We start from the raw sequence: 18,140 nt of genomic DNA on the forward strand, positions 1-18,140 counted from the left end.
CGCGCACGCCGCTGCAACGGCGTTTGCTCGTGGCGGTCCGCCGCCACTTCAGGGCATTCAGCCGCGCAGCGCGGCCAGGTTGGCGTAACTCACGTCGGCGTACTGCAGCGAGCGCCCCGGCTCGGTCGCGCCGCCGGGTGCGTTGTCCTGCTCGTACATCGGGTTGTGGTAGCCCTTGGCACCCATCTCGGAGAAGAAGCGGGCGTAGTCGATGTCCCCGGCACCGAACGGCACCATGTCGTAGCCGTTCGCCGTTGCCGGGTTGTACTTGCCGTCCTTGGCGTGGAAGAGCGGGAAGCGGATCGGCTGCGCCTGCACGACCGCGAGCGGGTCGAAGATGTCGGTCTGCGTGGAGCCGTCGGGCGCGGTGTACGTGCGGTGCTTGAACTGGGCCACGTGCGCCCAGAAGATGTCCATCTCCAGGTAGACGTGATCGTGGTCGGTGATTGAAAGGAAGTGCTCGAGCTTGCGGACGCCGGACGCGCGCGTCGGCCGGCCAGCGGCGTCCAGTGGACCGCTGTCGAGCAGGAACCCGTACGCCGAGTCGTGGTTGTGGGTGTACAACTTGACCCCGGCGGCCGACGCGATCGCGCCCAGGGAGTTCCACTTGTCCGCGGCAACGTCCCAGTCGGCCTTGTAGGCGCTGCCGGTGGGGTCGCCACCGGTGCCCATGTGCCCCAGACCCAGGATGTTGGCGATCTCCAGGTGGGTCTTGAAGCGGTCGAGGTCCACGGAGCTGAACGGCCACGAACCGGGGATGAAGCCGTGGTTGCCTTCGGCCTCCAGGCCGTACTCGTCCAGCCAGCGGCGCAGCAGCCGGGCTCCCTCGACGGTCTCGAGGTTGGCGCCGCCCTCGGCGTTGGCGTGCTGGCGGTAACCGGCGAACTCGACCTGCTTGTACCCGATCCGGGCCAGCTCGGCGAACACCTCGCGGAAGCCCGACGGCAGGCCGGTGGTCAACGGGTCCCGCGAGATCGCGTCGCGGACGGTGTAGAGGATGATGCCCCGCTTGGCCGGCGGTACCAGGGTGCCGTTGGCGCCGGCGGCGGTCAGCGGCGAGAGCGGACCGGCTCCGCCCAGGGTGGCCGCGGCCGCGATGCCGGTGGTGGCAGCGAGGAATTTGCGACGGCTCAGCCCCAACCGGCGTCGCAGGACGCCACCGGCCTCGATCTCGTTTTCGTGTGCGTTCATTGGTCTTCCGACTCCTTCTGGTGGATTGACTTCGTTCGATCCGCGGGCTCAGCCGCGAACTTGGTCGGCCAGGGCGTCCGCGTCGCGGACCAGCACACCGCGGTCCGTGGCGCCGACGACCTTCCTCTCCGCGTAGCCCTTGAAGACGGTGAGCAGGTGCAGTGCCCTGCGCTCGTCCTTCGAGGCGATCGCGGTCTCGGCCGCGGCAAGCTTGTCGAGCAACGACCGGGCGTGGTCAGGCGCCAGCCGCCCGGCGTCGCGGTACCGGGTGATCAGGGTCCGGACGTCGGCGACCGAGGTGGTCGTGGTGAACGACCGGGTGGCCGTCGCGGTGTTCCCCGCCTTGTCCGTCGCCGTCACCACCAGGGTGTGCGCGCCGAGCGGCAGCAGGGACAGATCGACCGCGGTACCGCTGGTCAGCGCCCTGCCGTCCAGCTTGGCGGTCACCGTGTCGACGCCGGACTCGTCGTCCGTCGCCGAGAACGTGGGCCGGACGCTTGCCGAGTCGCCGTACGACGCGCCGTCGGTGATCCCGCCGACCGTGATCGAGGGCGGCGTGACCTCCTTGATCCGGATGTTCCGGAAGAACACCTCGTCCCCGTTGCCGTGGTTCTGCAGCCCGACGTACGACGGCTGCCGCAGCCGGTTGGGATCGGTCTCCACGTAGTCGTTGATCAGGACGCCGTTGAGGTAGACCCGGATCCGCTTGCCCTGCACAACGATCTCGTAGGCGTTCCACTGCCCGGGCGGCTTCAGCGCCGCATCCCGCTTGGCGATGTCGGCCGCCTGCGCGTTGTACACGGCACCGGTGGTCGAGTCCGGGTCGTCGGTGGCGTCGATCTGGATCTCCCGGCCCTTGGCGACCGCCGACCACGGGTCGTTGCCCGGGTCCGGGAACCCGACGAACACGCCGGAGTTGTCGTCACCGGCCAGCAACCAGTCGAGCTTCAGCGAGTAGTTGCGGAACGAATCGGCCTGGTACCAGTACAGTCCCAGTCCGCCGTGGCTCATGATCTCGCAGCCGGCGTAGGCGAACCCGCCCGGACCGGCCATCCGCCAGCCGGCCAGTGACTGCGCCGATCCGTCGAACAGGGCGGTGTAGCCCGCCTCGGGAGCCGTCGGGGTGCACGCTGTCGCCGCCGTCGGCGTTAGGTGGAAGAAGGCGAACTTCGCCGTCGCGCCCGCGCCGTTGAACGCGGCCACGCCGATCCGTGGCTCGGACAGCGTGTTCAGAGCCCGGTTGCGGCCGAACGCCTGCCAGTTCGTCCCGTCCGCGGACCAGTACGCCGTCAGGGTGTGCCCGTCGCTCTTCAGCTTCACCCAGACGCCGTCGGTCACCGACGCGGGCAGCGCACCGGAGCGGTCCAGCCGCGCGTCGAACACCGCGGTGCCGTTGATCGTCTGGCCGAACTCCATCCGCCAGCCCTGGTTCGGGATGTTGATCAGGTTGGCCTTGACGTGGTTGTTCCCGGTGCCGAGCAGCAGGATCCCGGCCTGCTCGTGGTCGTCGGTGCCGCCGATGTCGACCTTGGTGACGGCCTCGAAACCACCTTGCGCCGGCGCCGGCTGAAGCACCAGGTTCTTGGCGCTGTTGGTGCCGGCGTACATGTCACCGGCCACCGCGTCGATCTGCAGCGCGCCGTCGGCCACCCGCAGGTTCGGGGTGCTCGGCCGGACGACCGACCAGCGGCACTTGTCCAGCGCTGTGCCGTCGAACTCGTCGTTCGGCGCCGGCCGGGTATCGCACTCCTGCGGCAGGGTCCGCAGGAACGTGAACGCGTCCAGGTCGAAGCCTCCGGTCACGGTGAGGTAGAGCTTGCGGGTGCCACCGGGATCGGTGACCGCGACCGGATCCAGCTCAACGTAGTTGCCCCAGTCACCGGTGTTCGGTACGTCTACGGCGGCGACGACGGGACCCGTCGGGCTGTCGACGCGCAGAGTCGCCGTGCCGCCCGAACCGCCCGAGGAAGCGCGGACCATCAGGCCCTTGACGTCCTTCAGGTTGTACGGATCGAAAGCGATCCAGTCACCGTTGTCCAGGTAACCGACCCGCGCGCCACCCTCGGCACCGTTGCTGTCGGCAACCACCTGGACGCCGCTCATCTCGCTGAAGTGCTCGGCCTGCCGGTGGTCCGGCTGGAGGACGATCTCCGCGGTGCCCTTCACCGGCGGTGCGTCAGGGCTCGGCGGGGTGTCGGTGTACTCGGCCAGCAGCAGTCCGAAGATGTTGTCGTCGGTCCCGTGCGAGGCGTCGGCCGTGGTTGTGATGGTGCCCGTGCAACCGGTCTTGGAGTCACCGCCGTGGGTGTGACCGTCGTGTCCCAGCGCGTAGGTCACCGAGACCTTCGTGCAGTCGACCGGCTGGCCGTCAGGATCGGTCACCGTCACGCGGTACGGGATAGTCTCGCCGGCCGTGTACACGTAGCCGTTCGGCGGCTGCGTGATGGAGAGCACCGGTGCGGTGTTGCCCACCAGGATCTCCACCGCCGACACCCCCGTCTTACCGGTCGAGTCGCTCACCGTCAGCCTGGCCGTGTAGCTGCCGTTGGCGGTGTAGGCGTGACTCGGGTTCGCCTCGGTCGAGTCGGTGCTGCCGTTCCCGTCGAAGTCCCACGCGTACGACGCGATGGTGTCTCCGGGGTCCGGGTCGCGCGAGCCGTCGGAGGAGAACTTCACCGTCAGCGGAGCCAGCCCGGACGTCTTGTCCGCGGACGCGGCCGCGACCGGCGACCGGGACCCGGCCACGTAGTCCACCCGGTAGACGGCCGAGTTCTCGTCACCGTTGAAGAACCCGGTGCCGTAGTCGAGGATGTACAGGCTGCCGTCGGGGCCGAACTCGGCGTCGATCAGCTGAGTGAGGTTCAGCCCGGCGGAGAACGGGTCGATGGCCAGCGGCGAGCCGTCGGCGTCCAGCGAGATGTTCTTGAACCAGCGCCGGCCGAACTCGTAGGCGAAGAACTGGTTGTCGTAGTACGCCGGGAACTTCGTCGGCTTCGGGTTGGCCGGGTCGAAGTGGTAGACCGGACCGCCCATCGGCGACTCCGAACCGCTGCCCAGCTCGGGCATCGACCCGCCGTCGTACTTCAGCCAGGAGGCCTTCGCCGGAGGCAGCTTCGCCAGCCCGGTGTTCAGCCGGGAACTGTTGGCCGGTCCGCCCGCGCAGTCGAATTTCGCCCCGACGGGGTCGTTGTCCCCCTTGTTCGGGTCGCTCGCCGTGTACGTCGAGGTGAAGGTCCGCTCGGCGTACGTCTCGGCCTCGGTGTTCGTCCCGGTGCAGAACGGCCAGCCGAAGTTGCCCGGAGCATCGACCCGGGTGAACTCGACCTGGCCGCCGGGTCCGTACTTGTTCGGCCCGCCGGAGTCCGGCCCGTAGTCGCCGACCCAGACGATCCCGGTCTTGTCGTCGACGTCGATCCGGAACGGGTTCCGGAAGCCCATCGCGTAGATTTCCGGCCGGGTCTTGTCCGTGCCGGCCGGGAACAGGTTGCCCGCCGGGCTGGTGTAGGTGCCGTCGGCATTGACCTTGATCCGCAGCAGCTTGCCCCGCAGGTCGTTGGTGTTACCCGCGCTGCGCCGGGCGTCGAACTGGGGCGCCCGGGTCACCCGGTCGTCGATCGGCGAGTAGCCGTTGGACTCGAACGGGTCGGTGTCGTCGCCGGTGGAGACGTAAAGGTTGCCGTCAGCATCGAAATCGAGATCGCCGCCGTGGTGGCAGCAGTTGCCCCGGTCCTGCGGGATCTGCAGGATCTTCTGCTCCGAGGCCAGGTCGAGCTTGCCGCCGGTGAACCTGAACCGCGACACCTGGTTGTAGCCCTTGTACGAATCCCAGCTGGCCGGGTCGTCGGAGTTGTGCGGCACCTCACCGGCCGGCGTGTTCAGCTTCGGTGAGTAGAACAGGTAGACCCACTGGTTGGTGGCGAAGTCGGGGTCGATCGCGATGCCCTGCATGCCGTCCTCGCGGAACGCGTACACGTCCAGGGTGGCCGCGACACTCGTCTGCCCTGCCTTCGCGGTGTAGTGCACCCGGCCGTCGCGTGAGGTGTGCAGCACGCCGCCGTCCGGCAGTACTGCCAGCCCCATCGGCTCACCCATCACGGCCGCACCCTTGGCCAGCGTGACCTGGTCGAAGTTGTCCGTCACGCTCGCACCGCAGTCCGCCGGATCGTGGCCGCTCGCCGTCTTGATCCCGCCGAGCACGTGGGCGCGGAACGCCGGGTCGGCGTACGACTCGACGGTGTGGCCCATGCCGGTGTACCAGGCGCGTCCGCCCTGGTAGTTCTGGCACCAGGCGATCGGGTGATCGTGCCCCATCGCACCGGCACCGGGGCTGTAGGTCTTCTCGTCCAGGGTTGCCAGCACGTGCACGTCGCCGCGCGGGTTGTCCCGGTAGTTGTACCACTCGTCGAAGCGGCTCCAGCGCTGCGGCAGATCCTTGGTCGACAGGTGCCCGCGGTCCGGCACCTGGACGGTCGCGGTCTGCTGCTCCGGGTGGGAGTCGAAGTACGCGCCGACCAGGTCGCCGTACCAGGGCCAGTCGTACTCCGTGTCCGAGGCCGCGTGGATGCCGGCGTACCCGCCGCCACCCCGGATGTAGCGCTCGAACGCCGCCTGCTGGTCGGCGTTCAGCACGTCGCCAGTGGTCGACAGCCAGACCACGACATCGTACGACGCGAGGCCGGCGTCGGTGAAGGTGGACGCATCCTCGGTCGCCGTGACGGTGAACTCGTGCTGCGCGCCGAGCTGCTTGATCATCTCGATCCCGGCCGGGATCGAGTCGTGCCGGAAGCCGGCGGTCTTGGAGAAGACGAGGACGTTGAACGTGTGTGCCTGGGCGGCCGGCGCGGAAACCACCAGCGCGGCCAGAGCGAGTACGGCTCCGAGTAGAAGACAGAGCGCTTGCCTGACGGTAGTACGCACGAGGAGAACTCCTTCTGGAACGGTCCACACAGGCGGTATGACCCCGAGTGCCTGGCGGAGCACGGGCTGTGGTCGATCCAGGACGTACGTCGACGACTCTCCGGGCCGTCGTGATCGGTGCGCGGACGGGTGTTGTGGTGCGGCGGTCAGAACTCGTGGTGCTGCGGATCAGCGGTGGTGAAGCTGTGGATCAGTGGTGGTGGCACCGCCGGTCAGGGGTCCTGGCCGGCGGCCCGCTTGCGGTTCGGCCGCTGGCTCAGGCGAAGCCGATCGGCAGGTAGCTGTCGACGTTCTCCTTGGTGACGGTCGCCGAGTAGGTGGTGATCGAGGCCGGGATCTCCTGCTCGACCAGGTCGGACAGGCCCTTCTTCTGCGCCAGCAGCCGGCCCAGCGAGATGGCCGACCCGGACATCGACGGGTTGTAGAGCACGGTCGCCTTGACGAACGACTTGTCCGCCTTGATCAGGTCCATCACGTGCTTGGAGCCGGCACCGCCCACCATGATGAACTCGTCGGTGCGGCCGGACTGCTTGATCGCCGCCTCGACGCCGATGCCCTGGTCGTCGTCGTGGTTCCACAGGGCGTCGATCTTGGTGTTCGCCTGCAGCACCTGCGACGCGACCTTCTGGCCGGTGGCGGCAGTGAACTCGGCAGCCTGGCGGGCGGTTACCTTCAGGCCATGGCTGGCCAGGGCCTCCTTGAAGCCCTTCGACCTGTCCTGGGTCAGCTCGAGGTTGTCCAAGCCCGCGATCTCGACGATCACCGGGTTGCCGATGTTCTTGGCCTTCATCTGCGCTGCGATGAAGTTGCCCGCGCTGACGCCCATACCGTAGTTGTCGCCGCCGATGAAGGTATGGCTGGCCAGCGGTGAGGAGAACGCCCGGTCCAGGTTCACCACCGGGATGCCCGCGGCCATCGCCTCCTTGGCCACCTCGGTGAGTGCCTTGCCGTCGAACGGCAGGATCACCAGCGCGTCGACCTTCTTGGCGATCAGCGACTTCACCGCGGAGATCTGCTGGGCCGGGTCGTTGGTGCCCTCGGTGGCCTCCAGCGTCAGGTCCTTGTAGAGCTTGGCCCGGGCAACCGCGTTCGTCGTCACCGCGGCGATCCAGCCGTGGTCCGCCGCCGGAGCGGAAAAGCCGATCGTGACGGCCGGTCCTTCGGCAGCGGCGGCCGGGGCGTTCGTCGCGCCGGTCGAGCCCTCTGCCTCCTTGGGGCTGTTGCTGGTGCACGCGGTCAGCAGTGCACCGGTGCCGATGGCGGCACCTCCGGCGAGGAACCGGCGGCGGCCGACGGCGGATTTCGGCTGCGACATGGGGAACTCCTTTGTCCAGTGACGGTCAGGTCGAGAAGGATCAGTGGGTGACGGCATTTCTTCGGTCCCCGCGACGCTGCAGCAGCACAGCCGCGACGATGATGGCGCCCTTGGCGATGTTCTGGATCGGCGTCTCGAGGTTGTTGAGGATGAACAGATTGGTGATCGTGGTGAAGACCAGCACGCCGAGGATCGAGCCGACCAGCGAGCCGCGGCCACCGGTCAGCAGGGTGCCGCCGATGATCACCGCCGCGATCGCGTCGAGCTCGTAGAGCATGCCGTGGGTGGAAGCGCCGGTGTTGGTGAGTGCGGTCAGCATCACCGCGCCGATCCCGCAGCAGACCCCGGACAGGACGTAGACGAGCAGGGTGTGCCGCCGTACGTCGATGCCGGCCAGCCGGGCGGCCTCGGCGTTGCCGCCGACCGCGAACGTCCGGCGGCCGAACGTCGTCCGGTTGAGCAGCACCCAGCCGACCACGGCGACGACGGCCAGGATGACCACCAGCAACGGGATGCCGAGCACCTTGTTGAAGGCGATCTGGGCGAACGCGGGGTCGCTGACGATCTGCGAGCGGCGCCCGGAGATCTGCTCGGCCAGACCGCGGGCGGACACGTACATCGCCAGCGTGACGATGAACGGCACCATCCGGCCGTAGGCGATCAGCGCCCCGTTCACCGCGCCGACGATAGTGGCCACCGCCATCGCGGCGAAGATCATGCCGCCGATCCCGTACCCCTGGCTGGCCAGCGTCGTGCACCAGACGGAGGCCAGCGCGATGATCGCGCCCACGCTGAGGTCGATGCCGCCGGCAATGATCACGAACGTCATGCCGACCGTGACGACGCCGATCACCGACGCGGTGGTGAGCAGGTTCAAGAGGTTGCCCCAGGTCAGGAACAGCCCCGGGGCGGTGATCGCCCCGACGACGGTGAGCAGCACCAGGACGATGATGAGGCCCAGGTTGCGTGCCTCGCCGAGCGACCCGAGCCGGGCGGCCCTTCGCAGTACGGGGGCGTCGGGAGCCGTCGCGGGCTCGGTGGCGGTCATACGACATCCTCCTTGGTGATCACTGCACTTCCTTCCATCACCAGGTCGAGGACCTGGTGCTCGTCGAGCTCTGCGGCGGGTGCCTCGTGCACGATCCGGCCGTCGGCGACGACCAGGACCCGGTCGGCGAGGCCGAGTACTTCGGGAACCTCGCTGGAGACCACGACCACACCGACGCCGGAGTCGGCGAGGTCGCGAATCAACGCGTACAGCTCCGACCGGGCGCCGATGTCGACACCACGGGTCGGCTCGTCCAGCAGCAGGACCTTGCACCCCTTGAGCAGCCAGCGTCCGACCACGACCTTCTGCTGGTTGCCGCCGGACAGGGTCCGGACCGGACGCCGGGGGTCCTTGGGGCGCAGCTCCAGCGCGGCGGTCTGGGCGGCTGCGGCTTCGAGCGCCGCCCGGCGGTCGACGAAGCCCGCCCGGGCGAAGCGGGGAAGGGTGGAGGCCACGACGTTCTCCGCGATCGAGGCCAGCATGAACAGCGCCTGGGCCTTGCGCTCCTCCGGCGCCAGTCCCATTCCCGCCCGGACCGCCGCCGGCACGCTGCCCGGTCGAACCCGCCGGCCGCCCATCGACACCGTTCCGGCGCCGGCCTTCCGGGCGCCGTACACGGTCTCGAGGATCTCCGACCGGCCGGAGCCGACCAGGCCCGCCAGGCCGACGATCTCGCCGGGGCGGACCGCGAAGGACACGTCGACGAACTCCCCCGCGCGGGTCAGGCCGGAGACCTCGAGCAGCGGGTCGCCGTCGGCCGGCTCGCTCTGGCGCGGCGGGAAGGCGTACTCGATGGTGCGTCCGGTCATCAGCTTGACGATCTCCGTGGTCGGCGTGGTCCGGGCGTCCAGCCCGGCCGCGACGGTCCGGCCGTCCTTGAGCACGGTGACGCGGTCCCCGATCTCGCGGATCTCCTCCAGCCGGTGCGAGATGTACACGATCGCGGTGCCGGCGGCGGTGAGGCCGCGGATCACCCGGAACAGGTTCTCGACCTCGTCGTGCGCCAGCACGGCTGACGGCTCGTCCATCACGATCAGCCGGGCGTCGTGCGACAGCGCCCGCGCCATACTGACGATCTGCTTGCCCGCGGCGGACAGCCGGCCTACCTCGGTACCGGGCGAGATGTCGGGATGGCCGAGCCGCTCCAGCAGCGCGACCGTGACTTCGCGCGTCTCCCGGCCCCGAACGAACCCGGCCGAGGCGTACTCGTGGGCAAGGAAGATGTTGTCCGCGACGCTGAGCCCGTCGACCAGGTCCAGCTCCTGGTAGATCGTCGCGATGCCGTGGCGCACCGCCGCGACCGGGCTACCGAAGCCGACCTGCGATCCCTCCCACAGGATCCTGCCCTCGTCCGGGCGGTGGGCGCCGGCCAGCACCTTGATCAGGGTCGACTTACCCGCGCCGTTCTGGCCGAGCAGGCAGTGCACCTCGCCCGGGCGGACGTCGAGGTCGACGCCGGCCAGCGCGACCACGCCGGGGAACCGCTTCACGATCCCGGTCATCTGCAACATCGTCTCGGTCATGCGAGCTCCCTGACGTCGGCCATCCGCAGTGCGGGGTCGTGCGAGAACACGTGGTCACTGATCATCCGGACGGCGCCGAGCACACCGGCGGAGTCGCCGAGCTCGCTCATCACCACCGGGAGGTTCCTGGTTGCCAGCGGCAACGAACGGCGGTAGATCGTGCCGCGCAGCTCGGCCAGCAGGGTGCCGCCGAGGTTCGACAGACCGCCGCCGATCACGATCATGCCGGGGTTGAAGAAGCTGACCAGCTTGGCCAGCACCTCGCCGATGTGCCGGCCGCCCTCCCGGATCATCGCGATCACGACCGGGTCGCCCGCGGTCGCCGCGTCAGCCACGTCCAGGACGTCCAGTGCGCCGCGCTCGGCCAGCCGGGCGGCCAGGAACGGCGAGCGGCCCTCCTGCGCCGCGAGGACCGCGTCGCGTCGCAGGGCCGCACCGGAGAAGAACGCCTCCAGGCAGCCGATGTTGCCACAGGCGCACACCGGACCCTGGTCGTGGACCTGGATGTGCCCGATGTCGCCGGCTGACCCGTCCACACCCCGGTGCACGTGGCCGTCGACGAAGATGCCCGCCCCGACGCCGGTGCCGAGCTTGACGAACATGAAGGTCCCGATTCCGCGGGCGGCGCCGGCATGGAACTCGCCGACCGCCATGATGTTCACATCGTTGTCCAGCAGGGCGGGGCAGTCGAACTCCTCGCTGAGCCGGTCACGGACCGGGTACTTGTCCCAGCCCGGCATGATCGGCGGCACCACCGAGAACCCCTCGGAAAAGCTCACCGGCCCCGGCACACCCGCACCGATCCCAGCCAGCGACTCGGTCCCCGTCTCGGCGCGCAGGTCGCGGACCATCTGCGAAGCCGCCCGCAGCACGACCTCCGGGCCCTGGCTGACGTCGATGTCGCCCTGCCGCTGCGCCAGCGTGGTGAGGCCACCATCGGTGATCGCCACATTGATCGAGGTGGCGCCGACGTCGATACCGGCGAACCGCAGCCCATCCCAGAGCCGGACCAGCGAGGACGGCCGGCCCCCACGCGAGGCCGCCTGGCCGGCGTCCTGGACCAGACCCGCCGCAGTGAGCCGGTCGAGCTCGACGGCCACCTTCGACTTCGACAGCGTGACGGCGTCGGTGAGCTCGGCCCGCGAGAGCGGCCCACGGTCCCGGAGCAGTCGAAGCAGTCTCGCCTGGTTCCGGTTCTGCACCTTGCGCACGGCAGTCGTCACGTGGATGGCTCCCGTCTCTCCTGGGTGGGTCACAGTGGCAGTAGTTGATGTCACAACAACTGTGAGGAGGACGTTAGATCCACTTCGGCCACATTGGGAAGAAGTTACGACCAGATTTCCAAAACTTTTCCCACTTACTGGTCGAAGTCGCCCGCGAACAAGACTGGACCGCCACTGAATAGCGTCAGCTCATGACGTAGCGGCCACGCGTGAAGGCAGCGAGTTGGCGGGCCATGACGATGCCGTTCCTGTCCGGCTTGGCTCGCCAACTCGTTCGACGATGCAACGCGAATTCGAGCAGCACAACCACCGCGGCCCGCCAGTTCCACGAGCACGAGCCGACGATCATGCGTTGAGCTCGATGCATGTGGTTAAGGTGCGTGTCCCCCCTCGGACACACCAACGCGAGCGGCTGGAATCCCAGCCGCTCGCGTTTCGTGCGTCAGCACCCACGTGCCCTCCGCGCTCGCTTCTCCGTCGCGCGGGCGCCCACAGCGGGCGCCGCCTATCGATCCCCTCCACGCTCTGTGGTCATCAGCGACTGCCGGCCAGGCACCTGGCTCGATTGCAACAGTCCCATCAAGATTTCCGGACCGAACAGCCCTCCCCACTCCCTGATCTTCGCGGCCAACCGCACAACGTGGCCAGCGGCAACATCCTCCGGATAGAGCAACTTCTCAACCTTCAGCCACCACCCGTAGAGCGCGTAGCCGGCGTACCGAGGGTTCTCCGAGATCGCCCGCACTGCGGAGTGCTACCAGCCGTCGTCATTACGGTGGCGGTTCTGACGGGGAGTGTGCCCCGACGGACACAGGACACCCTCCCGGTCCAGAATCTCAGCGATCCCCTCGAACGGGCCCAGGCCAAGCTCGGGCAACCCGTCAAATACCGCGGCCAACTGAACGCCGCCTACGCCACCCGCAAAGCGATCAACGCCGACTCGCGCGGCCGCACAATCCTCGACTGCGCGGACCGCCGAAACCCTCACGATGTGGCCAGCAGCCAGCATCATCTGGATCTAACGAGCCCCTGGACCATTGTCTGGGAAATCGATTTCTGCAACACTCCGTCGCGTGAGCAGCGTTGTCAACACATCCTGCACCTCAGTGCCGGATCCGGACCCGCTGACCGACAACGGCCCGGACGCGCCGTTCCGCGTCGACCGGGCCGGAACCGTCGGTGAGCTGTCAGTGGTTGGGGCGATCCCAACCGCTCGTCACACAAGAAGACCTGCCGGGCGTCTACTCGCCGTACCTGCACCCGAGACGCCGTGACTCAACCACCGACACCCAGCACCATCCATCGCAGACCAAGGGAGCATCGACATGCGTCAACGGAGACTCAGGATCGTCGCAGCAACAGCCGTCGCCGCGTTGCTAGTCCTCGCGGGCTGCAGCTCGAATTCCGCCACCTCGGGGAGCTCCGGAGAAAACGGCGGACCAGCCGAGATCACCTTCTGGCAGTCGCAGTTCGAGCCGTACCAGCAGAAGTGGTTCAAGACGTACGTCGACAAGTTCAACGCATCGCAGACCGACGTGAAGGTCAAGTATCAGGTCGTCCCCGGTGACACGTGGCAGCAGAAGCTCAAAGCCGCGCAGGCCGCGGGTACGCAACCCGATGTCGCGACGACGAACTACGGCGGCATCCCCGCCGGCGTCACGAACGGCCAGTTCGCACAGCTCGACGGGATGCTGCCGGACAAGGCGTGGAGCGACATCAAGTCCAACGTCGCCGGGTTCGTCCAGGTCGGCGGGAAGCACTACGCGTACCCGATGCTCGTCGAGCCGTCGACCGTGCTCTACTACCGCACCGACCTGGTCAAGGCCGCCGGTCTCGACCCAAACGCGCCACCCAAGACCTGGGACGAGCTGCTCACGTGGGCCGAGAAGCTGACGAAGGGCAAAGTCAAGGGCATGACGATCGCCTCCGTCGCGCCCGACCTCGGCTGGTCGAGCTGGGGCCTGCAGTACAACGCGTGCGGCCACCTGCCGATCAACGACGACTGGTCTGCCGCCAACGCGAAGGACCCGTGCTACACGAAGCTCTTCGAGCTCTACCAGACCCTCTTCCAGAAGGGCTGGATCCCTCAGCAGCCGAAGGTCGGCTACCCCGACGCGACGCCGTACGGCCAGGGCCAGGTCGCGATGATGGCGAACGGCTCGTGGGCGGTCGGCCAGCTCAAGCAGACCTTTCCGACGATGATCAAGAACACCGCGGTCGCTCCGTTCCCGTCCGTCGACGGCGACCCCGGCAAGCCGACCTCGACGCTCGGCGGCTGGACACTGACAGTCGACGCCAAGTCGAAGCACAAGCAGGCGGCGGCGAAGTTCATCGAGTACCTGCTCGCAGGTGACCCGGCGATCATGGCCGACTTCTTCAGGCAGAGTGGCTTCTCGAAGTACACCGTCCGCACCTCTGTGGACCAAGCGCTCGCCAGCGACCCGGCCGCAACGTCCGACCCGTTCATGAAGATCATCACAGACAAGGTCGTCGCGACCGGCAAGGCCGAGCCGGCGTACCCGTTCGACGTCTCCCTCGCCTTCGCCACAGCGATCGAGTCCGTCATGAAGGGCAAGGCCGACATCCCGGCCGCGACGCAGAAGGCGAGCGACGCGATCGACCGCGTCATCAAGCAGCAGCGCCTCAAGGGCACGGCACCGAAGGGCTGACCGGCCGCTCAAGCAAGCCGCACGACGAGGCAAGACCCGGAGGACAGCATGTCCATGATCGACACGTCGGCCCAGCCGACGGCCAAGGCCACCGAGGTGACCGACCCGAGCGGCACGTCGCGCCGACGCCGACGCCGGCGTCGGGCGAGGGTCACCGAGCAGGCTCCGCAGCACCTGCGCGCGCACCTCACCGCGTACCTCATGATCACGCCGATGGTCGTGCTGCTCGGTATCTTCGTCGTCTGGCCGCTCGTGTACGCGTTCTACCTCAGCTTCTTCGAGATGAGCTTCTACAAGGACGCCGAGTTCGTCGGGTTCGACTTCTACAAGTACGTACTCACCGACCCGGAGTTCTACGACTCGCTCCTGGTCGGCCTCAAGTTCGCCCTGATGGTCGTGCCGACGATCCTCGTTCTCGCCCTGCTCCTCGCGAGCTTCCTCGCAACGCTGTCGAAGCGCATGGCGGCGTTCATGAAGACGACCGTCTACGTGCCGGCCGTCGTCTCGAGCGTCGTCGCGGCGATCATCTTCGTCTTCATCTACCAGGACGAGGGCTTCGCGAACTGGTTCATCGGGCTGTTCGGACAAGGCCCGCTCGCGTGGCTCAACACGGCGACGACCGCGCTGCCGGCCGTGGCGGTCCCCGCCATCTGGCTCGGCTTCGGCGTGTCGACCCTGATCATGCTCGCGGGCATCCTGGACATCCCGGAGAGCTACTTCGAGTCGGCCAAGCTCGACGGCGCGAATTTCTGGCAGCGCACCCGCTACATCACCATCCCGTCGCTGCGCAACGTCATCCTCTTCCTGCTCGTCTCCGGCCTGACGTTGACGATCCAGGAGTTCCAGCTTCCACTCGTCATGACGAACGGTGGCCCCGTCAACGCGACGAACACGCCGAACCTCTACATCTTCAACAGCTTCCGCGACGCCACGCCGTACGCAACGAGCTACTCGCTGACGGCGGCGCTGCTGCTCTTCATCGTGATCGGCACCATCTCGCTCATCATCTTCCGGGTCGTCAGCTCCGAGAAGTCGTCGGACGCCTGAGGCGGCGTCACCGAAAGGACCTCCGATGAACCGCTCGTGGTACGCCCCGCGCCGGCTCCTGTCTTACCTGCTCGTCGTCGGCATCGCCGTGACCGCACTCTTTCCTCTCGCGTGGATGGCGATCTCCGGCTTCAAGAGCCAGACCGAGGTGCTGCGCACTCCGTTCCAGTTCTTCCCCGATGTGTGGCAGCTCGACAACTACCGCCTGATCCTCGCGGACCCGGCGTTCGTCCGTGCCATGGTCATCACCTTCGCCGGAGCCGTCATCTTCACCGTCGCGAGCCTCGTGGTGAACTCGATGGCGGCCTACGCGTTCGCCCGCCTCGAGTTCGCCGGAAAGCGGCTGTGGTGGCTTGTCTGCATCACGCCGATGTTCGTCCCGGCGATGGCGATCCTGCTGACGTCGTTCGTCGTCGTGAGCAAGCTCGGCATGCTCGACACTCTGGCGGTGCTCATCATCCCCGGCGTCGCGGCGAGCGCCCAGATGTTCTTCCTGCGGCAGTTCTACCTCAACATGCCGGCCGCCGTGGAGGAGGCCGCGCTCATCGACGGCGCGACCCGCTGGCAGATCTTCCTGCAGATCTTCGTGCCGCAGTCGCTCGGGCCTTTCGTTGTCGTCGGCATCGCCTCGTTCCTCGGGTACTGGAACTCGTACGTGTGGCCCGTGCTCGTCGTGTCGAACCCCGACCTGACCCAGATCATGCAGTACCTCGCGACGTTCCGGTCGGCGCGCGGCAACGAGTGGGGCATGCTGATGGCCGGATCGACTCTGGCAGCGCTGCCGACGATCCTGCTCGTGCTCATCTTCCAGCGTTACATCGTCAACGGTGTCCGCCTGGCGGGCCTCAAGTGACCTCGCGCACCAGGGCGGGATCGACCTTGGGCACGGGCTGGGCGTCGTTCGGCGGATTGGGCGCCTGGCCGGCGCACAAGGTGGCTCGGGGTGGTCAAGAGGGGGCGAATGATCGGGTGCTGGCGGGTGCTGGCGGGTGCTGGCGGGCTGGCGGAGACCGGGATGGTGGGCACAGACCTCGTACTCCGCCGGACGTCACGCTGAAGGGGTCGTCGACCGACGAGACCCCGTGCGGCACGTGGCCGGGGAGGGGCCGGACGCTCATGCATACCTCGGTCCGGACGGCAAGCGCTTCCCTCGGCGTGTCGGGCATCGGGGCCGGGGCGTGCGTGCGCCGCCGTCCGTGGCTTCGCCACAGCGGTCGCAGGGTCGAGTACCCGACCGGCTGCCCTTGCCTGCGGTTCGGCCACGGCGAGGTACCTCCCCGAAGCCGCTTGACTTACTGGCTTTGGGGTTAGCCGAGGCGCGTTAGTTGTGGCCAGAGGAGGGACCAGGGGGTGCGGAGTTGGCAGAGCCAGATCGGTTTGTTCTTTTCGCGGGTGGCTGTCGGTGCCGCTACGGTGCCGACTCGGGTCAGCGTTTTGCAGCCTTGCCGGGTCCAGTCCGGGACGTCGCCGGGGCCGGTCCGGCGGGAGCTGTCCACCACGATCGCGATGTCGGCGGAATCCGGGGGCGGCCCCCAGATGGCGAAGCCGTTGTGACCGCTGTATGCCTGCGGTAGCCCGCGGGCGGGGCCGAAGCGCTGTAGGGCGGCAGCTTGGCCATAGCTGGAGGCATAGACGACGGTGCGGGTGCGCTCAGCCGGGGTCAACGGGTCCATCGCTCGGGCGACCGAGTCAGCCAGTTCGGGCCAGCCACTCTGGCTGCGGGCCTGGTCAACGGTCAGCGCATTGCCGAGCGAGATCGCTGTACGCACCGGCAGCAGGGGCAGGCCGAGGGGCGCTGCGAGCAGGAGCGACAGACCAAGTACGCCGTACAGGGTCAGGGCGCGGCGGCGAGAACGCATCCAGCGGTCCGCGGCGATCCCAGCTCCGGCGAAGACTGCCGCATAGGCACCGGCCAGATAGGTGGCTTTACCGCCGGTGGCCATCAGCAGCGCGGCGAAGACGATGAAGGTCACCGTGTAGACGCGGAACTGATTGCTGCGCCACAGCCAGACCATGCCGACGACGCACAGCGGTAGCAGTAGCGGACCGACGACGACCTGGTACGGCAGGAGGCCGAGCGAGCCGCCTTGGGCGGCCTGTGCACGCAAAGCCGAGGCCATGGTGAGTTGCGGCCAGTCATGGTTGGCCTGCCACAGCAGGTACGGCGTCCAGAGCGCGAGCGCCACCAAGCCCGCGACAAGGAACCAGCGGCTGTACATGATCCGCCGTTGGCCGACGACCACCAGGGCGACAAGTACTGCCAACACCCAGAGGGCCAGGGTCATCTTGTTCAGCAGGCCGACGCCAAGGACCAGACCGATGACCAGCCAGAGCCGGTCGTTGCCAGTTCGGATCAGCCGGGACAGCAGCCAGCTCAGCGCCGCGACGAAGGTCAGGTCGGTAGTGCTCGTGCCCAGCACGTGCCCGGTGATCAGCACCATCGTCGAGCACGAGAACATCCCCGCTGCGATCAACTCCGCCCGGCGGGAGCCGCCCATCTCCCGCACCAGCAGAGCCACGAACAGGACAGTGAGCACCGTGCACAGCGTCGCCGGGATCCGCACCGCCCAGACCTCGCCCGGTGCGACCGCGTTGCCGAGGCTGGCCAGCAGCGGCGTCAAGGGCGGCTGGTCGGGGTACCCCCAGGCGGGATGCCGGCCGGCGACCAGGAAGTACAGCTCGTCATGGTAGTAGCCGTATCGGTCACTGAGCAGGGTCAGCACGGTCGCCAGGCCACCGAGCAGGGCGAGCAACGGACGATTGCGGCTGGGCTCGCGACGCTGGGGTTCGGCGAGTCCGACCTCTTCGGAGGCGGTCAGCAGGGACCTCATGCTCCCGAGATTCGCGCAGCGCCCTATATCCCCGGTATACAACCCCCTCCGTGACGACGCTGTCGTGACGACGCTGTCGCGTCAGGGAGTTGCCGCTGCAGCTTCAGGCCAGATCAAACAGGGTGACACGCGCGCGACGGCGGGAGAAGGTCGTCGTCGTACGCGAAGAAGAACGGCCTGACCATGAGCTGCCAAGGGGAGAAATCCATGAAGTCTGTCGTCCGAATCACCGTCGTCGCCGTCGCAGCCCTGCTGGCGGTGACCGGTGTGACGACCGTCACCACGCCGACCGCCGGCGCGGAGATCGTGCTGATCGTCGACCTGCCTTTCGACTGCGTCGCCTGCTGGGACTGAGCCGGAAAACGGGCGCCCGACG

At 68.0% G+C, this 18,140-nt stretch carries 13 protein-coding genes; 5 read left to right on the plus strand and 8 right to left on the minus strand.

Translation table 11 applies throughout. The features are described 5' to 3' along the window. Positions 1-57: 57 nt before the first annotated feature. From A3ES_RS0101270 to A3ES_RS53655, 7 genes are all read right to left on the minus strand, one after another. Positions 58-1,191: a sugar phosphate isomerase/epimerase family protein gene (locus A3ES_RS0101270; RefSeq protein ID WP_020384953.1), complete on the minus strand. Its 1,134-nt coding sequence runs from the start codon at positions 1,189-1,191 to the stop codon at positions 58-60. A gap of 48 nt (positions 1,192-1,239) precedes the next feature. After that, a complete protein-coding gene (locus A3ES_RS55890) occupies positions 1,240-6,108 on the minus strand; it encodes a ThuA domain-containing protein (RefSeq protein WP_020384954.1) in 4,869 nt (1,622 codons plus the stop codon). Between the two features lie 256 nt (positions 6,109-6,364). Continuing rightward, complete coding sequence (locus A3ES_RS0101285; protein WP_020384956.1) at positions 6,365-7,423, minus strand: substrate-binding domain-containing protein; 1,059 nt, start codon at positions 7,421-7,423, stop codon at positions 6,365-6,367. Between the two features lie 40 nt (positions 7,424-7,463). Next, positions 7,464-8,471, minus strand: coding sequence for an ABC transporter permease (locus tag A3ES_RS0101290; RefSeq protein WP_020384957.1), 1,008 nt, complete (start codon positions 8,469-8,471; stop codon positions 7,464-7,466). Then, a complete protein-coding gene (locus A3ES_RS0101295; protein WP_020384958.1) occupies positions 8,468-9,994 on the minus strand; it encodes a sugar ABC transporter ATP-binding protein in 1,527 nt (508 codons plus the stop codon). Before A3ES_RS0101295 ends, A3ES_RS0101290 begins: the two co-directional genes overlap by 4 nt. Continuing rightward, positions 9,991-11,217: an ROK family transcriptional regulator gene (locus A3ES_RS0101300; RefSeq protein ID WP_020384959.1), complete on the minus strand. Its 1,227-nt coding sequence runs from the start codon at positions 11,215-11,217 to the stop codon at positions 9,991-9,993. The genes A3ES_RS0101295 and A3ES_RS0101300 overlap by 4 nt, the downstream gene beginning before the upstream one ends. A gap of 184 nt (positions 11,218-11,401) precedes the next feature. Next, positions 11,402-11,584, minus strand: coding sequence for a hypothetical protein (locus tag A3ES_RS53655; RefSeq protein ID WP_157630247.1), 183 nt, complete (start codon positions 11,582-11,584; stop codon positions 11,402-11,404). Positions 11,585-12,290: 706 nt separating this feature from the next. Here A3ES_RS53655 and A3ES_RS53660 point away from each other — a divergent pair. From A3ES_RS53660 to A3ES_RS0101330, 4 genes are read left to right on the plus strand one after another with little or no spacing between them, the layout of a single operon-like run. Further along, positions 12,291-12,491, plus strand: a complete 201-nt coding sequence (locus A3ES_RS53660) for a hypothetical protein (RefSeq protein ID WP_157630248.1) — start codon at positions 12,291-12,293, stop codon at positions 12,489-12,491. Positions 12,492-12,542: 51 nt separating this feature from the next. After that, positions 12,543-13,886, plus strand: coding sequence for an ABC transporter substrate-binding protein (locus A3ES_RS0101320; RefSeq protein ID WP_020384963.1), 1,344 nt, complete (start codon positions 12,543-12,545; stop codon positions 13,884-13,886). Positions 13,887-13,934: 48 nt separating this feature from the next. Continuing rightward, a complete protein-coding gene (locus A3ES_RS0101325; RefSeq protein ID WP_020384964.1) occupies positions 13,935-14,933 on the plus strand; it encodes a carbohydrate ABC transporter permease in 999 nt (332 codons plus the stop codon). Positions 14,934-14,958: 25 nt separating this feature from the next. Beyond that, positions 14,959-15,786 (plus strand): carbohydrate ABC transporter permease, encoded by an 828-nt coding sequence (locus A3ES_RS0101330; protein ID WP_020384965.1) that lies wholly within the window; start codon positions 14,959-14,961, stop codon positions 15,784-15,786. A gap of 454 nt (positions 15,787-16,240) precedes the next feature. Here the strand turns inward: A3ES_RS0101330 and A3ES_RS45820 are convergent, their stop codons facing one another. Next, positions 16,241-17,764 (minus strand): glycosyltransferase family 39 protein, encoded by a 1,524-nt coding sequence (locus A3ES_RS45820; protein ID WP_020384966.1) that lies wholly within the window; start codon positions 17,762-17,764, stop codon positions 16,241-16,243. Between the two features lie 207 nt (positions 17,765-17,971). On the opposite strand from A3ES_RS45820, the gene A3ES_RS53665 reads away from it, so the two are divergent. Further along, positions 17,972-18,118 carry a hypothetical protein gene (locus A3ES_RS53665; protein ID WP_020384968.1) on the plus strand — a complete coding sequence of 49 codons (147 nt, stop codon included), beginning with the start codon at positions 17,972-17,974 and terminating at the stop codon, positions 18,116-18,118. Positions 18,119-18,140 lie beyond the last annotated feature (22 nt).

The organism is Kribbella catacumbae DSM 19601 (assembly GCF_000372465.1).
In the GTDB taxonomy this organism is placed as follows: domain Bacteria; phylum Actinomycetota; class Actinomycetes; order Propionibacteriales; family Kribbellaceae; genus Kribbella; species Kribbella catacumbae.

Excerpts from the sequence above, each read along its gene's own strand:
- A3ES_RS45820 (WP_020384966.1), bottom strand. The coding sequence starts at position 17,764 with ATGAGGTCCCTGCTGACCGCCTCCGAAGAGGTCGGACTCGCCGAACCC.
- A3ES_RS0101285 (WP_020384956.1), bottom strand. The coding sequence starts at position 7,423 with ATGTCGCAGCCGAAATCCGCCGTCGGCCGCCGCCGGTTCCTCGCCGGA.
- A3ES_RS0101290 (WP_020384957.1), bottom strand. The coding sequence starts at position 8,471 with ATGACCGCCACCGAGCCCGCGACGGCTCCCGACGCCCCCGTACTGCGA.
- A3ES_RS53655 (WP_157630247.1), bottom strand. The coding sequence starts at position 11,584 with ATGCATCGAGCTCAACGCATGATCGTCGGCTCGTGCTCGTGGAACTGG.
- A3ES_RS0101270 (WP_020384953.1), bottom strand. The coding sequence starts at position 1,191 with ATGAACGCACACGAAAACGAGATCGAGGCCGGTGGCGTCCTGCGACGC.
- A3ES_RS0101320 (WP_020384963.1), top strand. The coding sequence starts at position 12,543 with ATGCGTCAACGGAGACTCAGGATCGTCGCAGCAACAGCCGTCGCCGCG.
- A3ES_RS0101295 (WP_020384958.1), bottom strand. The coding sequence starts at position 9,994 with ATGACCGAGACGATGTTGCAGATGACCGGGATCGTGAAGCGGTTCCCC.
- A3ES_RS0101325 (WP_020384964.1), top strand. The coding sequence starts at position 13,935 with ATGTCCATGATCGACACGTCGGCCCAGCCGACGGCCAAGGCCACCGAG.
- A3ES_RS53665 (WP_020384968.1), top strand. The coding sequence starts at position 17,972 with ATGAAGTCTGTCGTCCGAATCACCGTCGTCGCCGTCGCAGCCCTGCTG.
- A3ES_RS0101330 (WP_020384965.1), top strand. The coding sequence starts at position 14,959 with ATGAACCGCTCGTGGTACGCCCCGCGCCGGCTCCTGTCTTACCTGCTC.